This is a genomic window from Streptomyces sp. NPDC005878 (assembly GCF_040629815.1).
GTDB lineage: Bacteria > Actinomycetota > Actinomycetes > Streptomycetales > Streptomycetaceae > Streptomyces.
Genome location: NZ_JBEXWK010000007.1, coordinates 64,837 through 84,268, shown reverse-complemented (window position 1 = coordinate 84,268; position 19,432 = coordinate 64,837). Strand labels below are relative to the sequence as shown.

Sequence of the window (19,432 nt, the reverse complement as noted above, 5' to 3'; positions counted from 1 at the left end):
GGACCGCGACCGCTCACCGACCATTGTCGCGTACGCGCGCGCGTGCCCCGAGCCTGGGGTCGCCCCCGTGGGGGAGTTCACACTCCGGTCGGGTCCTCGCCCCGGTCCAGGGCCTTCCACAGCTCCTCGGGCCGGTCCGGGTCCTGGGCCGGGCGGGGCTTGCGGGGCCGGGGGCTGCCGTCGCGCTCGTAGCGCCCGCCCATCGCGGGCCAGGCGGCGCCGAAGCGCAGCGCGAGCAGCCCGGCGACCAGCAGCAGCAGACCGCCCACGAAGGTGACGTAGGGCCAGGCGGTGTGGGTGAGGCCGCCGATGACCGCGGCGGCGTCGCCGCTGGTCCTGGCGGCCTTCTCGTCCAGTGCGGTGCTGTCGTCGGCGCCGAGGAACGCGGCGAGCGCGGCTCCGGCGCCGCTCAGCGCGAGCAGCGCGGAGACCAGCAGCCGGCCGGCCCGGCGCACGGCGAACACCGCGACGAGCGCGGCGAGTCCGACGATGGCCAGGGCGGCGGGCACACCCGTCACGTTCTGCCCGGTGGCGCGCAGCGGCACGGAGCCGCCCCCGACCGCGGCGTGGCCCTCGGCCCAGGTCTGCCCGGAGGCGAGCAGGACGACGGCGGCCCCGGCCGCGCCGAAGAGCAGGGCGGCGGCGAGGGCACGGCGGCCGCCGCCTCCGGCGCGGGCGGACGACGCGGATTCGGCACGCGACTGGGGTACGGGTACGGCACTCACGTACTCCACTATCGCCTGCGCGGGGGTGATCTTGTCAGCCGGGGGCATGTTATGGCGCGAAATCGCGGCGCGGGGCCGGTCCGCCCCTCAGGAGTGCGCGCTTCGCCCGCCGAGCCGGTTCGCCGTGTGGACGGCCCGCAGCACCGCCGCCGCCTTGTTGCGGCACTCGTTGTCCTCCGACACCGGGTCGGAGTCGGCCACCACGCCCGCCCCGGCCTGGACGTAGGCCGTGCCGTCGCGGAGCAGGGCCGTCCGGATGGCGATCGCGGTGTCGGAGTCACCGGCGAAGTCGAGGTAGCCGACGCAGCCGCCGTAGAGCCCGCGGCGGCTCGGCTCCAGCTCCTCGATGATCTGCATCGCGCGCGGCTTGGGCGCCCCGGAGAGCGTCCCCGCCGGGAAACAGGCGGTGAGCACGTCGAACGCGGTACGGCCCGGGGCGACCCGGCCCGTCACCGTCGACACGATGTGCATGACGTGCGAGTAGCGCTCGACCGACATGAAGTCGACGACCTCGACGCTGCCCGGCTCGCAGACCCGGCCGAGGTCGTTGCGGCCCAGGTCCACCAGCATCAGGTGCTCGGCCCGCTCCTTGGGGTCGGCGAGCAGCTCCTCGGCGAGGTCGTTGTCCTCCTGCGGGGTGGCGCCGCGGTGCCGGGTCCCGGCGATCGGGTGGACCATGGCCCGCCCGTCCTCGACCTTGACCAGGGCCTCGGGGCTCGACCCGACGACGTCGAAGTCCTCGAAGCGGAAGAGGTACATGTACGGGGACGGGTTGGTGGCCCGCAGCACCCGGTAGACGTCGAGCGCGCTCGCGGTGCAGGGCGTCTCGAACCGCTGCGAGGGCACGACCTGGAAGGCCTCGCCCGCGCGGATGCGCTCCTTGATGTCCTCCACGGCGTGCTGGTACGCCGGGCCGCCCCACAGGGCGGTGTACTCGGGCAGCTCGGAGGGCGGCAGGACGGTGGGCGCGGACTCGACGGGCTTCGCCAGGTCCGCCTCCATGGCGTCGAGGCGGGCCACGGCGTCCGCGTAGGCCTCGTCGACGCCGGTGTCCAGGTCGTTGTGGTTGATCGCGTTGGCGATCAGCAGCACCGAGCCGGCCCAGTGGTCGAGGACCGCCAGGTCGGCGGTGAGCAGCATGGTCAGCTCGGGCAGCCGCAGGTCGTCGCGGCCGTGCTCGCCGATCTTCTCCAGCCGGCGCACGATGTCGTAGCCGAGGTAGCCGACCATGCCGCCGGCGAACGGCGGCATCCCGGCGACCAGGTCGCGCGGGGTGTGCAGCGCCTCGACGGTCGCCCGCAGGGCCTCCAACGGGTCGCCCGACGCGGGGACGCCGACGGGCGGGGTGCCGATCCAGTGGGCCTGGCCGTCGCGGGCGGTGAGCGTCGCGGCGGAGCGCACGCCGACGAAGGAGTAGCGCGACCAGGAGCGGCCGTTCTCGGCGGACTCCAGGAGGAAGGTGCCGGGGCGCTCGGCGGCGAGCTTGCGGTAGAGCCCGACGGGGGTGTCGCCGTCCGCGAGGAGGCGGCGGCTGACCGGGATGACGCGGCGGTCCACCGCGAGCTTGCGGAAGGTTTCGAGATCCATGGCGCGACCCTACTGAGCGGGGGCGGGCAGCAGGACGTCGGCGTCGAAGCATGTCCGGTCACCGGTGTGGCAGGCGGCGCCGACCTGATCGACCTTGACCAGCAGGGTGTCGCCGTCGCAGTCGAGCGCGACGGATTTGACGTGCTGGAAATGACCGGAAGTGTCCCCCTTCACCCAGTACTCGTTCCGGCTGCGCGACCAGTAGGTGCAGCGGCCGGTGGTCAGAGTGCGGTGCAGGGCCTCGTCGTCCATCCAGCCGAGCATGAGCACCTCGCCGGTGTCGTACTGCTGGGCGATGGCCGGGACCAGTCCATCGGCGGTCCGCTTGAGGCGGGCGGCGACGGCGGGGTCGAGAGTGCTGGTCATGGCCCCATTGTGCCGCGACGCGAAGGCGCCGGCGGCGGTGCGTCCACTGGGCGGACGCCGGTACGGGCCGTACGCTGGCCCCCATGTCGACCCATGCCAAGCGTGAACGGCTTCTGCTCGCCGACCTGTTGGAGGCGGCGGGCCCCGACGCCCCCACCCTCTGCGAGGGCTGGACGACGCGCGACCTCGCCGCCCATCTGGTGGTCCGCGAGCGCCGCCTCGACGCGGCCGGCGGGATACTCCTCGGCGCGCTGAAGTCCCGTCTGGACCGGGTGCAGGCGGAGTTCGCCGCGAAGCCGTACGAGGAGCTGGTGCGGCTCTTCCGTACGGGGCCGTCGAAGTACTCCCCGTACAACCTCAAGCAGGTCGACGAGGGGGCGAACGCGATCGAGTTCTACGTCCACGGCGAGGACGTCCGCCGCGCCCAGCCCGACTGGACCCCGCGCCCGGTCGACCCGGTCTTCGCGGACGCGCTCTGGTCCCGCCTGGAGAAGATGGCCCGCCTGATGGGCCGCCGCTCCCCCGTGGGCCTGGTCCTGCGACGCCCCGACGGCCAGACGGCGGTGGCGCGGCGGGGGACGCCGGTGGTGACGGTGACGGGTGAGCCGGGCGAGCTGTGCCTGTTCGCCTCGGGTCGCCAGGAGGCGGCGCGGGTGGAGATCGAGGGGGAGAAGGCGGCGGCGGCGCGGGCCCTGGAGGCGAAGCTGGGGGTCTAGCCGCGTCCCACGTCCCCCCGAGCCCCGTTTCGCCTCCGACCACGCGCCGGGGCGGTTCGACTGCGGCCCGGTGGTGGGCCGGTCGCGCAGTTCCCCGCGCCCCTTCAAGGCCCGGATTTCGACTGCGGGGCCGTGGGTGGCTGGCCGCGCAGTTCCCCGCGCCCCTTTCGGGGCCGGATTTCGACTGCGGGCCGGTGGTGGGCCGGTCGCACAGTTCCCCGCGCCCCTTCAGAGCTCGGTGGTCCGCTGCGGGTTGCCTCTGGCTGGTCGCGCAGTTCCTCGCGCCCCTTATCGGCCGGAGGTTCGTCTGCGGGTTGGCGGTGGGCCGGTCGCGCAGTTCCTCGCGCCCCTTTAGGGCTCGGTGGTCGTCTGCGCGTTGTCTGTGGCTGAGCGCGCAGTTCCCCGCGCCCCTAGGTAGTCAGGGGCGCGGGGAACTGCGCGAGCAACCCAGCACGGTCCGCGGACGAAAGAAGCGGGGTGCAGGGGCCGCAGGCCCCGCTAGGGGGGTCCGGGGGCGCAGCCCTCGGGAAGCCCGGGGTGCGGGGCCGCAGGTCCCGCTACGGGGGGCCGGGGGCGTAGCCCTCGGGAAAGCGCCCGCCCCCGGAGGGTTTGGGGAAGGGGTGGGGAGGGGCTAGCGCACCGGGTGGCCCGCTTCGCGCAGAGCGCTCTTCACATCCCCGATCCGCAACTCCCCGAAGTGGAACACCGACGCCGCCAGCACGGCATCCGCCCCCGCCCCCACCGCCGGCGCGAAGTCACCCAGCCGCCCCGCCCCGCCGGACGCGATCACCGGCACGGTGACATGGCGCCGCACCGCCGAGATCATGGCCGTGTCGTACCCGTCCTTCGTCCCGTCCGCGTCCATCGAGTTCAGCAGGATCTCCCCCGCCCCCAGCTCCGCGGCCCGGTGCGCCCACTCCACCGCGTCGATGCCCGTCCCCCGGCGCCCGCCGTGGGTCGTCACCTCGAAGGTGCCGGAGGGGGTGCGGCGCGCGTCCACCGACAGGACGAGCACCTGGCGCCCGAAGCGCTCCGCGATCTCGCGGAGCAGCTCGGGCCGCTCGATCGCCGCCGTGTTGACGCCCACCTTGTCCGCCCCGGCCCGCAGCAGCTTGTCGACGTCCTCCGCCGAGCGGACGCCGCCGCCCACGGTCAGCGGGATGAAGACCTGTTCGGCGGTGCGCCGTACCACGTCGTACGTCGTCTCGCGGTGGCCGGAGGACGCCGTGATGTCCAGGAACGTCAGCTCGTCCGCGCCCTCGGCGTCGTACAGCTTCGCCATCTCCACCGGGTCACCGGCGTCCCGCAGGTTCTGGAAGTTGACGCCCTTCACCACCCGCCCGCCGTCGACGTCCAGGCAGGGGATGACGCGGACCGCGAGGGTCATTCGGGGGCTCCTTCTGGGGCTCCTTCGGGGGCGCCTCGATAGGCGTCCACTTCCACTTCCACCAGCATGCGCGGGTCGATGAGACCGCTCACGATCACCAGCGTGGCCGCCGGACGGACCGCGCCGAAGAGCTCCTTGTGGGCCCTGGACGCCTCGTCGATGTCCCGCGCGTGGGTGAGGTACATCCGGGTGCGGACCACGGACCCGGCGCCGAGTCCGAACTCCGCGAGCGCGGCGAGGGCGTTGGAGAAGGCCACCTTGGCCTGCTCGTACGGGTCGCCCTCGCCGTACAGCACCGTGCCCCGGAACGGCGTGGTGCCCGAGACGTGCACATGGTCGCCCGCGGCGACGGCGCGCGCGAAACCGATCGTGTCCTCCCAGGGACTGCCACTCTGCACACGCCGTACGTCGCTCATCGGGACACAGCCTCCAGGGCCTCTTCGAGGGTGAACGCCTTCGCGTACAGGGCCTTGCCCACGATGGCGCCCTCCACACCCTGCCCCACGAGCCCCGCGATCGCCCGCAGGTCGTCGAGGGAGGAGACGCCGCCGGAGGCCACCACCGGCTTGTCGGTGGCCGCGCAGACGTCGCGCAGCAGCTCCAGGTTGGGGCCGGTGAGCGTGCCGTCCTTGGCGATGTCGGTCACCACGTACCGCGCGCAGCCCTCGGAGTCGAGGCGGGCCAGCGTCTCGTAGAGGTCGCCGCCGTCGCGGGTCCAGCCGCGGCCGCGCAGGGTCGTGCCCCGTACGTCCAGTCCGACCGCGATCCGGTCGCCGTACTCGGCGATGACCTTGGCGACCCACTCGGGGGTCTCCAGGGCGGCGGTGCCCAGGTTGACGCGGCGGCAGCCGGTGGCGAGCGCGGCCTCCAGGGAGGCGTCGTCGCGGATGCCGCCGGACAGCTCCACCTTGATGTCCATCGCGCCCGCGACCTCGGCGATCAGCGCCCGGTTGTCGCCGGTGCCGAAGGCCGCGTCGAGGTCGACCAGGTGCAGCCACTCGGCGCCCGAGGCCTGCCAGGCGAGCGCCGCCTGGAGCGGGGAGCCGTAGGAGGTCTCCGAGCCGGACTCGCCGTGCACGAGGCGGACGGCCTGGCCGTCGCGGACGTCGACGGCGGGGAGCAGTTCGAGCTTCGCGGAGGGCTTCGGGGAGGGCTTCACGGGGGGCTTCGCGGACATCACAGGGTTCCGATCCAGTTGGTCAGCAGCTGCGCGCCGGCGTCGCCGGACTTCTCGGGGTGGAACTGGGTGGCCCACAGCGCGCCGTTCTCCACCGCGGCCACGAACGGCTCGCCGTGGGTGGCCCAGGTGACCCTGGGCGCGCGGATCTTGGGGTTGGTGACCTCCAGGCTCCAGTCGTGCACCGCGTAGGAGTGCACGAAGTAGAACCGGGCGTCGGCGTCCAGGCCCGCGAACAGCTCGCTGTCCTCGGGCGCCTTGACCGTGTTCCAGCCCATGTGCGGGACGATCGGCGCCCTGAGCGGCTCGACCGTGCCGGGCCACTCGTCCAGGCCCTCGGTCTCCACGCCGTGCTCGATGCCCTGGGAGAAGAGGATCTGCATGCCGACGCAGATGCCCATGACGGGCCGCCCGCCCGACAGGCGCCGGCCCACCAGCCAGTCGCCGCGCGCCTCGCGCAGCCCCCGCATACAGGCCGAGAAGGCCCCGACGCCCGGGACGAGCAGCCCGTCGGCGTTCATGGCCTTGTCGTAGTCGCGGGTGATCTCGACGTCCGCGCCGACGTGGGCGAGGGCGCGCTCGGCGGAGCGCACGTTGCCGAAGCCGTAGTCGAAGACGACGACCTTTTTACGAGGAGTGGCCGTGCTCAATTCCACACCTCCAGGCGCAGGACGCCCGCGGCGAGGCAGAGCGCCGAGCTGATCGCGAGCAGCGTGATCAGGCTCTTGGACATGTCCTGCTTGACGAAGGAGTAGACGCCGCCCGCGAGGAAGAGCCCGAGGACGATCAGGATGGAGTTGAGGCCGTTCACAGCGCGCCCTTGGTCGAAGGAAGGATGCCCGCGGCACGCGGGTCGTGCTCGGATGCGTAACGCAGCGCCCGCGCCAGCGCCTTGAACTGGCACTCCACGATGTGGTGCGCGTTGCGTCCGTACGGGACGTGGACGTGCAGGGCGATCTGCGCCTGCGCCACGAAGGACTCCAGGATGTGCCGGGTCATCGTGGTGTCGTACTCGCCGATCATCGGCGCCATGTTCTCCGGCTCGGTGTGCACCAGGTACGGGCGGCCGGAGAGGTCCACGGTGACCTGGGCGAGGGACTCGTCGAGGGGGACCGTGCAGTTGCCGAAGCGGTAGATGCCGACCTTGTCGCCGAGCGCCTGCCTGAAGGCGGCGCCGAGCGCGAGGGCGGTGTCCTCGATGGTGTGGTGCGAGTCGATGTGCAAGTCGCCGTCGGTCTTGACCGTGAGGTCGAAGAGGCCGTGGCGGCCGAGCTGGTCGAGCATGTGGTCGTAGAAGCCGACCCCGGTCGACACATCGACCTTTCCGGTTCCGTCGAGGTCGATCTCGACGAGGACGGACGTCTCCTTGGTGGTGCGTTCGACACGGCCGACGCGGCTCATGCGCTCTGCTCCTTCTTGAGTTGACGGACCGCGTCCAGGAACGCGTCGTTCTCGGCGGGGGTGCCGGCGGTGACGCGCAGCCACCCGGGTACCCCGTTGTCACGGACCAGGACGCCGTGGTCGAGGATCCGCCGCCAGGCGGCGTGGGAGTCCTCGAAGCGGCCGAACTGGACGAAGTTGGCGTCCGATTCGGTCACCTCGTATCCCGCCGCGCGCAGCTCGGTGACCAGCCGGTCCCGCTCCCCCTTGAGCTGCTCGACGTAGCCGAGCAGTGTGTCGGTGTGCTCCAGGGCCGCGAGCGCGGTCGCCTGGGTGACGGCGGAGAGGTGGTACGGCAGGCGGACCAGCTGGACGGCGTCGACCACCGCCGGGTGGGCGGCGAGGTAGCCGAGCCGCAGCCCGGCCGCGCCGAACGCCTTGGACATGGTCCGCGAGACGACCAGATGGGGGCGGCCCTCGATGAGCGGCAGCAGCGAGGCGCGGTGGCTGAACTCGACGTACGCCTCGTCGACGACCACCAGCGACGGCTTGGCGGCCTGCGCGGCCTCGTGGAGGGCCAGAACCGTTTCGGCCTCGACGGCCGTGCCGGTGGGGTTGTTGGGCGAGGTGATGAAGACGACGTCCGGCCGGTGCTCGGCGATCGCCTCGCGCGCCGCCGCCACGTCGATGGTGAAGTCCTCGTCGCGCGGCCCGGAGATCCAGCCGGTGCCGGTGCCGCGCGCGATGAGGCCGTGCATCGAGTACGAGGGCTCGAAGCCGATGGCGGTGCGGCCGGGGCCGCCGAAGGTCTGGAGCAGTTGCTGGATGACCTCGTTGGAGCCGTTGGCCGCCCAGACGTTCTCGGTGGCGACCGGGTGCCCGGCGGTCCGCGTGAGGTAGCGGGCGAGTGCGGTGCGCAGCTCGACCGCGTCCCGGTCGGGGTAGCGGTTGAGGCCGCGCGCCGCCTCGGCGACCCGCTCCGCGATCCGCGCGACGAGCGGCTCGGGCAGCGGGTAGGGGTTCTCGTTGGTGTTGAGCTGGACCGGCACGTCCAGCTGGGGCGCGCCGTAGGGGGACTTGCCGCGCAGCTCCTCGCGTACGGGCAGGTCGTCCAGGGTGAGACGGTCGGTCACTGGCCCGGCACCTTCCATGCGAACCTCGCCTTGAGTGCGGCGCCGTGCGCGGGCAGGTCCTCGGCCTCGGCGAGGGTGACCACGTGGTGGGCGACCTCGGCCAGGGCGTCGCGGGTGTAGTCGACGATGTGGATGCCCTTGAGGAAGGACTGCACCGACAGGCCCGAGGAGTGGCAGGCGCAGCCGCCGGTGGGCAGGACGTGGTTGGAGCCCGCGCAGTAGTCGCCGAGGGAGACCGGCGCCCAGGGGCCGACGAAGACCGCGCCCGCGTTGCGGACCCGGCCGGCCACGGCGGCGGCGTCGGCGGTCTGGATCTCCAGGTGCTCGGCGCCGTAGGCGTCGACCACCTTCAGACCCTCCTCCAGACCGTCGACCAGGACGATCGCGGACTGCTTGCCGGCCAGGGCGGGCCTGATCCGGTCCTCGACGTGCTTGGTGGCCGCGATCTGCGTCTCCAGTTCGCGCTCGACCGCCTCGGCCAGGGCCACGGAGTCGGTGACCAGGACGGCGGCGGCCATCGGGTCGTGCTCGGCCTGGCTGATCAGGTCGGCGGCGACGTGCGCCGGGTCGGCGGTCTCGTCCGCGAGGACGGCGATCTCGGTCGGCCCGGCCTCGGTGTCGATGCCGATGCGGCCGGTGAAGTAGCGCTTGGCGGCGGCGACCCAGATGTTGCCGGGGCCGGTCACCATGTTCGCGGGCGCACACGCGTCGGGCCCGGTCGTCCCGTACGCGAACATCGCGACGGCCTGGGCGCCGCCCGCCGCGTACACCTCGTCCACGCCGAGGAGGGCGCAGGCGGCGAGGATCGTCGGGTGGGGCAGTCCGCCGAAGTCCTTCTGCGGCGGGGAGGCCAGCGCGATGGACGCCACGCCCGCCTCCTGCGCCGGGACCACGTTCATGACCACGGAGGACGGGTACACCGACCGGCCGCCGGGCGCGTACAGGCCGACGCGCTCGACCGGCACCCACTTCTCGGTGACCGTGCCGCCGGGGACGACCTGGGTGGTGTGCTCGGTGCGGCGCTGGGCTCGGTGCACGATCCTGGCGCGCCGGATGGACTCCTCAAGAGCCGCCCTGACCTGCGGGTCGAGCTGCTCCAGGGCCTCGGTGAGCGCCTCGGCGGGCACCCGGATCCGCTCCAGGACCACACCGTCGAACTTCTCCGCGTACTCGATCAGCGCCGCCGTGCCGCGATGATGCACGTCCTCGCAGATGGGCCGCACCTTCTCCAGGGCGGCTTCCACGTCGAACTCGGCACGGGGCAGCAGGTCGCGCAGGGCGCCACCCTCGGGGAGGGCGTTGCCGCGCAGATCGATTCGGGAGATCACGGAACCAATTCTCTCAGACCACATCCCGCCACCGGACGCCCGTATCACTGGCTGATACATATCCCGCCTGCCCCGGGAGCCGGCCGTGACCACTAGCGTTCACTCCGTTACACACGCGTGTACAGCCCGCACACGACCGCGCGGGGTGAGCAGGGGACAGGGGGACGGCTGTGAGCGAGGCGCCGGATGTCGCTGTGGCGCCGGACTGGTTCAGTCCGGTGGAGCTCGGGATGTGGGAGGCCTTCCGCAACGGCAGCACCTACGACCTGAGCAGCCGCAACCGGGTGCGGGACGACCCGTTCTCCGGGCGCGTCTGGGGGCCGGAGCGCTATGTGAAGGCCCGGGCGGTGGCGCTGCTGCTGCTCAGCGGACCGCCGGCGCTGCCCGGCCGGGTCGCGGCGCTGAAGCTGAACGGGGTGCAGATCACCGGGACGCTCAACCTGTCGGGCGGCACGGTCACCCCGTACGTGGAGCTGACCAACTGCCGGTTCGAGGGCGAGGTGCTGATGCCGGAGTGCCGGGTCACCACCGTGCGGATGGTGAACTGCGCGATCCCGCGGATCGAGGCGGCCCGCCTGCAGACCGAGGGCGACCTGCATCTGCCCCGCTGCCGCATCGCCCGCGGCATCCGGCTGACCGACGCCCACATCGGGACCGACCTGCTGCTCAACGAGGCCGTGATCCGCGCCGACCGCAAGGGCCGCTCGATCGCGGCGGACGGCCTCTCGGTCGCCCAGGACCTCCAGGCCGAGCTGATCGAGAGTTACGGGGAGGTGAGCCTGCGGGCGGCGAACGTGGGCGTGACGCTGAGCCTGCGCGGCAGCCGGCTGGTGAACCCCGACGGGCGGCGCGCGCTGAACGCCCCCCAGCTGACCGTGGAGCGCACGCTCTACATGACGGCGGCGGCCGTCACACCCGGCGCCACCGAGACCACCACGCCGCCGTACGGGACGACCTACCAGGGCACCCCGGCCCGGGGCACCCGCGTCCAGCCGTTCGTCTGCGAGGGCGGGCTGCGGCTGGACGACGGCCGGTTCGGGGACGCCGTGGACTTCCAGAGCGCGCGCTTCGTGATGCGCGACTACCAGGAGGTGTCGCTGCGCCGGGTGCAGACGCCGGAGCTGCGCTTCCTGGGCGAGCGGCCGGAGCGGGGGCGGGTGGTGCTCTCGGGCGCCCGGGTGGTCAACCTGGTCGACATGTCGACGAGCTGGCCGGGGCCCGGCGGCCTCGCGATGGGCGGCTTCAGCTACGACAACCTGATCCCGCGTGGACAGTTCCCGCTGACCAGACGGCTGGAGTGGGTGGCGGCGGCGACTCCGGAGTACGCGCCGGAGCCGTACGAGCGGCTCGCCACCGTGCTGCGCGGCAGCGGCGAGGACGCGGACGCGCGCGAGGTGCTGCTCGCCAAGCAGCGCCGGCGCCGCGAGACCCTGCCGCTGGCGGGCAAGGCGTGGGGCGTGCTCCAGGACATCACCGTCGCCTACGGTTACCGGCCGGGCCGGGCGGCGCTGTGGATGGCGGTGCTGTGGGCGATGGGCGCGCTGGCGTTCTCGCACTACGACCCGCAGCCCATCAAGCCGGACGAGCACCCGGACTGGAACGCCTCGCTGTACGCCCTCGATCTGCTCGTCCCGGTGATCAATCTGGGGCAGGACGGCTACTGGAAGCTGCACGGCAGCTGGCAGTGGGTCTCGGCGGTGCTCATCGTGCTCGGCTGGATCCTGGCCACGACCGTGGCGGCGGGAGCCTCGCGCCTGCTGCGGCGTGGCTGAAATTTGCCGGTCCTTGACCCGTCCCCGTACAACCGTCACGGCCGCCACACACTCTTCACCGCACACCTCTGGCAAAGCTCCGACCTGCGGTTTTGAATGGTTCGCACCATGTCATTCGTACGCGCCCTGCTCCGCGCCGCCCGTGCGGGCAGGCACACCCCGCAGCCCTCCCCCGGTCTCCCGGCCGACGAGGATCTGCTCCTCGACGCGCCCGACGGGCGGCTCGGCCCCGCGCTGGTGGCCGCCGCCGCGGGCGAGTTCGCGGGCGCGGCCGAGCTGCTGGCCACCACCCGGGAAGCCGCCGAGTGGGAGAACCGCGACCGCTACACCATGCGCCTGGCGGCCTTCGCGGTGAGCCGCCCGGACTGGCTCGCCGCCTGGCTGGCCGCCGCGCCCAGGGACCCGGACGCGCTGCTGGTCAAGGCGGAGCTGGCGATCGTACGGGCGTGGGGCTCGCCGGCCCGCGCGGAGCTGCTGCGCGAGATCGCCCCGCTGATCGACGCGGCGGCCTCGGCCGAGCCCGCGGACCCGGTGCCGTGGCGCATCGCGCTGGACCACGCGCGCGGCACCCACGCGCCGCACACCGTCTTCGAGGCGCTGTGGGCGGAGGCGGTCGGGCGCTCCTCGCACCACTACGGCTGCCATGTCGCGGCCCTTCAGTACCTCTCGGCGCAGTGGTACGGCTCGCACCGGGAGTGCTTCGGCTTCGCCGAGGAGGCCGCGGCGGACGCGCTGCCCGGCTCGCTGGTACGGGCGCTGCCGGTGCGGGCCGCGTTCGCCTGCCTGGCCGCCGGGACCACCGGGGCGCCGACCGGCCGCCAGAGCCCGCCGGAGCTGTTCGCCGACCGGATCGACGCGGCGGCGGACCTCGCCATCGCGCTCTCCTCGGCGTACGAGCCGGGCGACCCGTGGCCCGCCGAGGTGCGCAACCTGCTGGCGTACGTCCTGGTCGTACGGGAGCGGTGGGAGGAGGCCCTGGAGCAGTTCGGCCGGATCGGGCCCTATGCCACGGCGTTCCCCTGGGCGCGGCTCGACGACGATCCGCTGGGCCGGTTCACCGAGCTGCGCGACGAGGTGCGCCGGCAGGTGGCCGCGCGAAAGCCGGGGCGCGAACGGAATCCCGCGGGCATCCGGGTCGCGCCCCTGGGCGCTCTGGGGCGGCCGCCCGCACCCGTGCCCGGCCGGGCCGCCGGGGTCCCGGGCGCGGGCGCCCTGGGCAAGCCCGGACGCAGCCGGTCCGGCGACCATTACGCTTGAGCGTTGTGACCACCGCTCGCCTCCCCCTCTTCCCGCTCAACTCGGTCCTGTTCCCCGGCCTCGTCCTGCCGCTGAACGTGTTCGAGGAGCGCTATCGCGCCATGATGCGCGATCTGCTGAAGTCCGGCCCGGACTCCGGCGCCGACCCCGACGGCGACGAACCGCGCCGGTTCGCCGTGGTCGCGATCCGCGACGGCCGGGAGGTCGCGCCGACCGGTCCCGGACTGCCCGACCAGACGTCCGTCCCGGAGAAGGGCCCGGCGGCCGGCTTCGGCCCCGACCCGATCCAGGCGTTCCACCAGGTGGGCTGTATCGCGGACGCGGCGACGATCCGGGAGCGCGCGGACGGCAGCTTCGAGGTCCTGGCCACGGGCACGACCCGGGTCAAGCTCCTCTCGGTCGACGCGAGCGGCCCCTATCTGACGGCCGAGGTGGAGGAGCTGCCCGAGGAGCCGGGCGAGGAGGCGGGGGCGCTGGCGGAGGGGGTGCTGCGGGCGTTCCGGGCGTACCAGAAGCGGCTGGCCGGGGCCCGGGAGCGCTCGGTGACCGGCTCGGCCGAGCTGCCCGACGAGCCCTCGGTGGTGTCCTACCTGGTGGCGGCGGCCGCGGTGCTCGACGTCCCGGCGAAGCAGCGGCTGCTCCAGGCGCCGGACACGGCGACGCGGCTGCGGGAGGAGCTGACGCTGCTGCGCGCGGAGACCGCGGTGATCCGCCATCTCCCCTCGCTCCCGGCGGTGGACCTGACCCGCTCGCCCACGAGCCCCAACTGACCCGGGGAACGCTTCGGTGGCGAAGAAGAAGGCGGCCGGGGGCGGCACCCCCGCGACGGTGGCGCTGACGGCCTCGGGCGTGGCGTTCACCGTGCACGCGTACGAGCACGACCCGTCCTCCGCGTCGTACGGGGAGGAGGCCGCGCGGGCGCTGGGCGTCTCCCCCGACCGCGTCTTCAAGACGCTGGTCGCGGACGTCGACGGCGAGCTGACGGTCGCCGTGGTCCCGGTGGCGGGCTCGCTCGACCTCAAGGCGCTGGCGGCGGCGGTCGGGGGCAAGCGGGCGGCGATGGCGGACCCGGTGGCGGCGGAGCGCACGACGGGCTACGTCCGGGGCGGCATCTCACCGCTCGGCCAGCGCCGCCGGCTGCGCACGGTCGTGGACGCGTCGGCGTCGGCGCACGCCACGATCTGCGTCTCGGCGGGCAGACGCGGCCTGGAGGTCGAACTGTCCCCCGAGGACCTGGTGTCCCTGACGGGGGCGGTGCTGGCGCCGGTGGGGCGTCCCTGACGGGGATGTCCGGTAATCCCCCTGGACACTTCCCCGCGGGGCGAGCAGGTTGCCCCCATGTCGAAACGAACCCGCAAGCGGAAGTGGCGCGTACGCAAGGGCCGCTCAAACCATGGACGCCGCCCGGCATAGGTTTGCCCGGGGGCGCTCCCTTGCCGGCCGGGGGCCGCGTGCGGCCGGCGGCGGGCTGCCGGCCCGGGGGTACGCCTGCGGTCCGGTGGGGCTCGCTCGCGGGGTTCCCCGCGCCCCTGATGGGCCGGGAGTCGTGTGCGGGCCGGTGCTGGCTTACTCGCGCAGTTCCCCGCGCCCCTCAAAGGCCTGATTACGTCCGCGGCCCGGTGGGGGCCGGTCGCGCAGTTCCCCGCGCCCCTGATGGGCCGGGAGTCGTGTGCGGCCCGGTGGTGGCTTACTCGCGCAGTTCCCCGCGCCCCTCAAGGGCCTGAATCCGTCTGCGGGCCGGTGGGGGCTGGTCGCGCAGTTCCCCGCGCCCCTGGGTAGTCCGCCGCAGCCGGAGAACCCAGCTCAGCCACCCGCTTCCAGGGGCGCGGGGAACTGCGCGAGCAACCCACCCCGACCGCCAGACGAACACCGGCCTCTTAAGGGGCGCGAGGAACTGCGCGACCCAGCCCACCCCGACCGTCCGACGAACACCGGCCTCTTAAGGGGCGCGGGGAACTGCGCGACCAGCCCACCCCGACCGTCAGACGAACACCGGCCTCTTAAGGGGCGCGGGGAACTGCGCGACCAGCCCATCCCGACCGTCCGACGAACACCGGCCTCTTGAGGGGCGCGGGGAACTGCGCGAGCAGCCCGCCACCGGGTCGCAGACGTACCAGGGGTGCAGGGGGCGCAGCCCCCGCCAGGGGGGCCGGGGCGGAGCCCGGCGCGCGGGGCGGGGGTGCAGGCTCCGGGACGCCCGCCCACCCCCGGAGGGTTTGGGGAAGGGGCGGGGAGGGGCTCAAAGCTCCGGCGCCGGCCACACTTCCGGATCCCGCGGAGCGAACAGCGCCGTAAGAGCCAAATGCGCCCCCATCACCGCCAACGGCCACGCCAACAACGCCCCCTTCGCGTTCAGCCGAAGCGGCGCGTCGAAGACGACCCCCTTCCCCGCCGCCCGCGCCGCGGCGACCACGTCGTCCGTGGGCCCCAGCCACTCCCCCAGCTCCATCGCCACCCAGGACCCCAGCAGCGCACCGGCCGCGAGCCCCACCACCAGCGGGATGCCGCCGCGCTTGCGCAGCAGGAAAGCGAGGGCCGCGCAGAGCACCCCGAATCCGAGCGCGAGCAGGATGAACGTTCCGTCCGCCCCGATCGCCTCCTCGCCCTCGGTGTCCTTCAGGAACACCGCCTTGTCGTCGGAGACGAGCGGCACCCGGGGCGCCAGCCAGACCCACAGCAGCCCGAGCAGCACGCCCATGACCGTCACCGCGACCGCCGCGACCACGGCGTCCCGCAGCTCCGTCCTCATCGCGGTGCCCTCCTCGCTCGCCGGGGCCCCGGGGCCCTCGGCGCCCGGGCCGGAACGGGGGTGTACGGAGTCCTGCCAGGCGTCGTCGTCCGGCGGCGGCTGGTGAGGCGGAGTCAGAGGTGCGGTCACCCCGCCATCGTGCCAGGCGCTCCTGTGCGGCGCCTCACCGGGAGACCGCCGCCCGCCGGTACGCCCAGGTCGCGACGAGCAGCGACACCACGCCGACGCCCGCGCAGACCGCGAGGTCGAGTCCGATGACGGCCCAGTCGGGGTGGGCGCCGAAGCTGTGCGCGAAGGCCTCCACCCCGTACGTGGACGGCAGCAGGTCACGGGCGTACGCGATCGGTCCGGGCAGCCGGTCGGCGGGCAGGACGCCGAGCAGCAGCGCCGCCGACATGCCCAACTGGCCCAGCAGGGTGGCCAGTTCCTGGCGCGGCGCCAGCAGTCCGAGGGCCGCGCCGAGCCCGGCGAGCGCGGCGCCCGCCAGCGGGATCACCGCGGCGAGCACCCACAGGTGCGCCACCGGGAGCCCGAACAGGACGCAGCCGGTGACCGCGGTGACCAGCGTCCCCGGCACGGTGAACGAGGCGTACGCGGCGGCCGTGCCCAGCACCACCGAGGCGGGCGGCACCGGCAGCGTCGCGTAGTGGTCGAGGCCGCCGCCCGCCCGCAGGTGCCCGAAGTACTGCGCGAGCAGGTTGAGCGCGACGAAGGCCACCACCAGGACGCTCGACCCGGCGACCACGGCGCGCGCCTCGCTCCCGCCGTCCACGACCCCCCGCATCAGGACCATGATCCCGATCGACTGGAAGGTCGCCACGAAGAGCAGCGGGATGCGGGCCACCTTCGCCCGGGAGAGCTGGGCCCGGTAGACGGCCGCGAGGGCGGGCAGCGGCCGCGCGCGGGGCGCGAGGGGCGCGGCGGCCACGGCCGGCCGCGCCGGGACGGCGACCGCCTCCGCGGGAGCCTCCACGGAAACCTCCAGGGGAATCGCGCTCACGCCTTCACCAGACCTTCCGTGCGGCCGCCGAGGGCGAGGTAGACGTCTTCCAGGCTCGGCGTGGCCAGGGTGAAGTCGTCGAGGGCGGCGAACGCCGGGCCGCCGGTGACCGCCGCGACGGCGGCGCGCGCGGCGTCGGGGCCGAGCCGCAGCACCCAGCGCCGCCCGGACTCCTGGGCGTCCGCCCGCAGCGCCGCGACCTCGGGCAGTTCGACGGGCGCCCGCTCGCGCCACACCAGCTCGACCCGGACCTCGGAGGCGACCCGTTCCTTCAGCCCGGCCGGGGTGTCACAGGCGATGACCTTGCCGCGGTCGAGGACGGCGACGCGGTCGAGGACCGTCTCGGCCTCGATGACGTTGTGGGTGACGAGCAGTACGGTCGCGCCGCGCTCGGCCCGGCGGCGGTCCACCGCGGCCCAGACGGCCCGCCGGGCCACCGGGTCCATGCCGGTGGTCGGCTCGTCCAGGACCAGGACGGGCCGGTCGCCGACGAGCGCGGCGGCGAAGCAGGCGAGCCGCCGTTGTCCGCCGGAGAGCTTCTTCAGGGGCCGCCCGGCGAGCGCGGTCAGCCCGAGCTCCTCCAGTACGGCGTCGCGCTCGGCGCGCGCGGCCCGGGCGGGGAGGCCGCGCAGCCGTCCGGTGGTCTCGGCGGCGAGCGCCACGGTGAGCTCGTCCAGGGCGGTGGACTCCTGGCCGAGGTAGCCGATCAGGCGGGCGGCCCGCTCGGGGTGGCGCACCAGGTCGTGCCCGAGGACGTCGACGCTGCCGGAGTCCGGCCGCATCAGCCCGGTGAGCTGGCGCACGAGGGTCGACTTGCCCGCGCCGTTGGGCCCGAGCAGACCGAAGATCTCGCCGCGTCCCACGTCGAGGTCGATCCCGTCGGTGGCCCTGATCTCGGGCGTACCGGCCGAGCCGCGCCGTCCGCGCGCGGCGGGGTACGTCTTGGTGAGGCCCCGCACCGTGCAAACGGTGCCGGCCCGCGCCGCTGCTGTGCCGGTACTCACGGACAACGAGCCTACGGGGTCGGCCGGGCCGCGCTGTCCCCGGACCCCCGTTTGGTTCCGTTCACCGAACGACCGCGCGGGCACGGAGCCGCCCCAAAGCCGCCTCAGTCCCCGACCGGGGTCCGCTCGGCCGCCGCCCTGACGTCGATCTCCCGCCAGAACCCGGCCCGGATCGCGTACCGGTCGTGCTCGTCGATCTGGTCGTCCTTGTGGGCGAGCAGCCCGAACCGGGCCGCGTACCGCAGCAGTTCGCCGTCGATGCGGTGCGGGATGCGCGGGTACATCGTGGACAGCTTCTGTACGTGGGTGGTCTCCGGCAGCCGCTCCATCCAGCGGCGCGCGAAGACCTGCCCCACCTCGTACGGGTCGCCGCCGACGGTGGTGATGTCCTCCTCGCGGTCCGCCCAGCGCTGCTCGGCGCTGGTCAGCTGGGCGAGGGTGGGCAGTGAGGCGGTCTCCGGGGACTCGCCGAGCGTGGCTCCGGGGCGCTCCACCCACCCTTTGTCGGAGGACCAGCGCAGGGTCGCGTGCGCGGTGTGCGGCGCGGGGGCCTGGGTGCCGGGCGCGCGCAGGGCCGCCAGGTCCTTGGGGGTGGGCACGCCCTTGACCGCGGTGCCGGGCGCGGGGGCGACCGCGGTGCCGTTGCCGACGGCCGCGGGCGGCTGGGCGGTCCCGTTGCGTACGGCCGCGGCCTGGGCGGCCTCGGCGGCCCGCTCGGCGGAGGCGGCGAGCGCCGACTCGGGCAGCGGCGCGGAGAGGATGGCGGCGATCTCCGGGCGGGGGGCGGCGGCCGGGGCGTACATGGTGCTGAGTTCCTTCACCCGGACCGCCTGGGTGATCCACTTCCGGTCGAGGACCCGTCGCTCGTCGGCCTCGGCCACCAGGTCCTCGGACTGGTTGTAGTCGCCGTCGGCGGCCTGGACGGCCCACAGGTGCACGGCGACCCCGTGCTCCTTGGCCGACATGAGCCCCGGCAGCAGATCGCCGTCCCCGGTCACCAGAACCACATCGGAACAAGCGCGGTTTCTGGCCAACTCGGTGAGTTCGGCGTGCATCGCGGCGTCGACGCCCTTCTGGGCCCACCGCCCGTCGCTGCGGGTCAGCGCCCCCAGGCGGACCGTCACCCGGGACATCACCCGCAGCCTGCGGTGTTCGGGCTGGGGCACCCGGTCGGGGGCGCCGTCGAACCAGTAGATCCGCAGCAGCGGCTGCTCGGTGTCGGCCTCCGCCCGCTCGCGCAGCGCCTGGATCAGGGCGGCGTGGTCGACGGTGATCCGTGAACGGGCAGGCTCTCCGGCCAGAAGGCTCGCGGCCGCGCCCAGCAAGTAACCCGCATCCACAAGGACGACGCAGCGGTCCACGCGTTCCACCCTCTTTCAGAACCTTGAAAATCAAAAGATCAGAGGCAAAGGAGATCAGGGAGATAAGAGTGCAGGAGATCGAGAGATCAGGGAACGTACTTCGGGTTTCCTTCGAGTCTGCCCGACCCGGCGGGGGTTGACGGCCGGAACTCGATCATCGGCGTGGCGAACCCGCGTCTACGCAGCCGTTACGGAGGATTACGCACGGTAATCGTCTGGAATGCGTTCTTTGTCGGGGTGTGTGAGTCTGACAGCGGCCCTGGACCCTAGTCCCCCCAGGAGGCATCACCATGGCCAAGAACAAGTCCGGCCGTAAGCAGCAGCCCGCCTCGCAGGCCGAGCGCGGTCAGCAGGAGGCCCAGAAGTCGTCGATGGAGGCGCAGGCGCTGTCCCAGCCCCAGGCGCAGGGCAGCCCGGCGGATGTTGCCCGTAAGCACCAGCGTCGCTTCGGCCACAACTGATAATTCCCCGCACAGCAGACACCGTGAAT

At 73.6% G+C, this 19,432-nt stretch carries 21 protein-coding genes; 6 read left to right on the top strand and 15 right to left on the bottom strand.

What is annotated here, in order from left to right:
* Positions 1-77: 77 nt before the first annotated feature.
* The 3 genes from ABZ404_RS14035 to hisI form a co-directional block, all read right to left on the bottom strand.
* Positions 78-734, bottom strand: a complete 657-nt coding sequence (locus ABZ404_RS14035) for a TIGR02234 family membrane protein (protein WP_358836579.1) — start codon at positions 732-734, stop codon at positions 78-80.
* Positions 735-812: 78 nt separating this feature from the next.
* Positions 813-2,312, bottom strand: a complete 1,500-nt coding sequence (locus tag ABZ404_RS14030) for an anthranilate synthase component I (protein ID WP_358836573.1) — start codon at positions 2,310-2,312, stop codon at positions 813-815.
* Between the two features lie 9 nt (positions 2,313-2,321).
* Positions 2,322-2,678 (bottom strand): phosphoribosyl-AMP cyclohydrolase, encoded by a 357-nt coding sequence (hisI, locus tag ABZ404_RS14025; RefSeq protein ID WP_358836572.1) that lies wholly within the window; start codon positions 2,676-2,678, stop codon positions 2,322-2,324.
* An 83-nt stretch (positions 2,679-2,761) separates the two neighbouring features.
* Between hisI and ABZ404_RS14020 the strand changes: the two genes are divergently transcribed.
* Positions 2,762-3,394, top strand: coding sequence for a TIGR03085 family metal-binding protein (locus tag ABZ404_RS14020; protein WP_358836571.1), 633 nt, complete (start codon positions 2,762-2,764; stop codon positions 3,392-3,394).
* Between the two features lie 631 nt (positions 3,395-4,025).
* Here the strand turns inward: ABZ404_RS14020 and hisF are convergent.
* From hisF to hisD, 8 genes are read right to left on the bottom strand one after another with little or no spacing between them, the layout of a single operon-like run.
* The gene (gene hisF, locus ABZ404_RS14015; RefSeq protein WP_358834512.1) at positions 4,026-4,781 is read right to left on the bottom strand and encodes an imidazole glycerol phosphate synthase subunit HisF; all 756 of its coding nucleotides are present in this window, start codon (positions 4,779-4,781) and stop codon (positions 4,026-4,028) included.
* Positions 4,778-5,197 (bottom strand): RidA family protein, encoded by a 420-nt coding sequence (locus ABZ404_RS14010; RefSeq protein WP_358834511.1) that lies wholly within the window; start codon positions 5,195-5,197, stop codon positions 4,778-4,780. Before ABZ404_RS14010 ends, hisF begins: the two co-directional genes overlap by 4 nt.
* Positions 5,194-5,958, bottom strand: coding sequence for a bifunctional 1-(5-phosphoribosyl)-5-((5-phosphoribosylamino)methylideneamino)imidazole-4-carboxamide isomerase/phosphoribosylanthranilate isomerase PriA (priA, locus tag ABZ404_RS14005; protein WP_358834510.1), 765 nt, complete (start codon positions 5,956-5,958; stop codon positions 5,194-5,196). The genes ABZ404_RS14010 and priA overlap by 4 nt, the downstream gene beginning before the upstream one ends.
* Positions 5,958-6,608, bottom strand: a complete 651-nt coding sequence (gene hisH / locus ABZ404_RS14000; protein WP_358834509.1) for an imidazole glycerol phosphate synthase subunit HisH — start codon at positions 6,606-6,608, stop codon at positions 5,958-5,960. The genes priA and hisH overlap by 1 nt, the downstream gene beginning before the upstream one ends.
* Positions 6,605-6,769: a hypothetical protein gene (locus ABZ404_RS13995; protein WP_358834508.1), complete on the bottom strand. Its 165-nt coding sequence runs from the start codon at positions 6,767-6,769 to the stop codon at positions 6,605-6,607. The genes hisH and ABZ404_RS13995 overlap by 4 nt, the downstream gene beginning before the upstream one ends.
* A complete protein-coding gene (gene hisB, locus ABZ404_RS13990; RefSeq protein WP_358834507.1) occupies positions 6,766-7,359 on the bottom strand; it encodes an imidazoleglycerol-phosphate dehydratase HisB in 594 nt (197 codons plus the stop codon). The genes ABZ404_RS13995 and hisB overlap by 4 nt, the downstream gene beginning before the upstream one ends.
* A complete protein-coding gene (locus ABZ404_RS13985) occupies positions 7,356-8,489 on the bottom strand; it encodes a histidinol-phosphate transaminase (RefSeq protein ID WP_358834506.1) in 1,134 nt (377 codons plus the stop codon). Before ABZ404_RS13985 ends, hisB begins: the two co-directional genes overlap by 4 nt.
* Positions 8,468-9,799, bottom strand: coding sequence for a histidinol dehydrogenase (gene hisD / locus ABZ404_RS13980; protein ID WP_358834505.1), 1,332 nt, complete (start codon positions 9,797-9,799; stop codon positions 8,468-8,470). Before hisD ends, ABZ404_RS13985 begins: the two co-directional genes overlap by 22 nt.
* Before the next feature lie 230 nt (positions 9,800-10,029).
* On the opposite strand from hisD, the gene ABZ404_RS13975 reads away from it, so the two are divergent.
* From ABZ404_RS13975 to ybaK, 4 genes are all read left to right on the top strand, one after another.
* Positions 10,030-11,571, top strand: coding sequence for an oxidoreductase (locus ABZ404_RS13975; protein WP_358834515.1), 1,542 nt, complete (start codon positions 10,030-10,032; stop codon positions 11,569-11,571).
* Positions 11,572-11,667: 96 nt separating this feature from the next.
* Entirely contained in the window at positions 11,668-12,828 is a 1,161-nt protein-coding gene (locus ABZ404_RS13970) for a hypothetical protein (protein ID WP_358990412.1), read from the top strand.
* A gap of 5 nt (positions 12,829-12,833) precedes the next feature.
* Positions 12,834-13,598, top strand: a complete 765-nt coding sequence (locus ABZ404_RS13965; RefSeq protein WP_358834503.1) for an LON peptidase substrate-binding domain-containing protein — start codon at positions 12,834-12,836, stop codon at positions 13,596-13,598.
* Positions 13,599-13,614: 16 nt separating this feature from the next.
* Positions 13,615-14,109 carry a Cys-tRNA(Pro) deacylase gene (ybaK, locus tag ABZ404_RS13960; protein WP_358834502.1) on the top strand — a complete coding sequence of 165 codons (495 nt, stop codon included), beginning with the start codon at positions 13,615-13,617 and terminating at the stop codon, positions 14,107-14,109.
* A 958-nt stretch (positions 14,110-15,067) separates the two neighbouring features.
* Here the strand turns inward: ybaK and ABZ404_RS13955 are convergent.
* From ABZ404_RS13955 to ABZ404_RS13940, 4 genes are all read right to left on the bottom strand, one after another.
* On the bottom strand, positions 15,068-15,706 hold the full coding sequence (locus ABZ404_RS13955; RefSeq protein ID WP_358834501.1) for a DUF2567 domain-containing protein: 639 nt from the start codon (positions 15,704-15,706) through the stop codon (positions 15,068-15,070).
* Between the two features lie 34 nt (positions 15,707-15,740).
* Positions 15,741-16,550 (bottom strand): ABC transporter permease, encoded by an 810-nt coding sequence (locus ABZ404_RS13950; RefSeq protein ID WP_358834514.1) that lies wholly within the window; start codon positions 16,548-16,550, stop codon positions 15,741-15,743.
* Positions 16,551-16,573: 23 nt separating this feature from the next.
* On the bottom strand, positions 16,574-17,581 hold the full coding sequence (locus ABZ404_RS13945; protein WP_358834500.1) for an ABC transporter ATP-binding protein: 1,008 nt from the start codon (positions 17,579-17,581) through the stop codon (positions 16,574-16,576).
* A gap of 104 nt (positions 17,582-17,685) precedes the next feature.
* Positions 17,686-18,942, bottom strand: a complete 1,257-nt coding sequence (locus ABZ404_RS13940) for an NYN domain-containing protein (protein ID WP_358834513.1) — start codon at positions 18,940-18,942, stop codon at positions 17,686-17,688.
* A gap of 290 nt (positions 18,943-19,232) precedes the next feature.
* Between ABZ404_RS13940 and ABZ404_RS13935 the strand changes: the two genes are divergently transcribed.
* A complete protein-coding gene (locus tag ABZ404_RS13935) occupies positions 19,233-19,403 on the top strand; it encodes a hypothetical protein (protein WP_358834499.1) in 171 nt (56 codons plus the stop codon).
* The last annotated feature ends 29 nt before the right edge of the window (positions 19,404-19,432 follow it).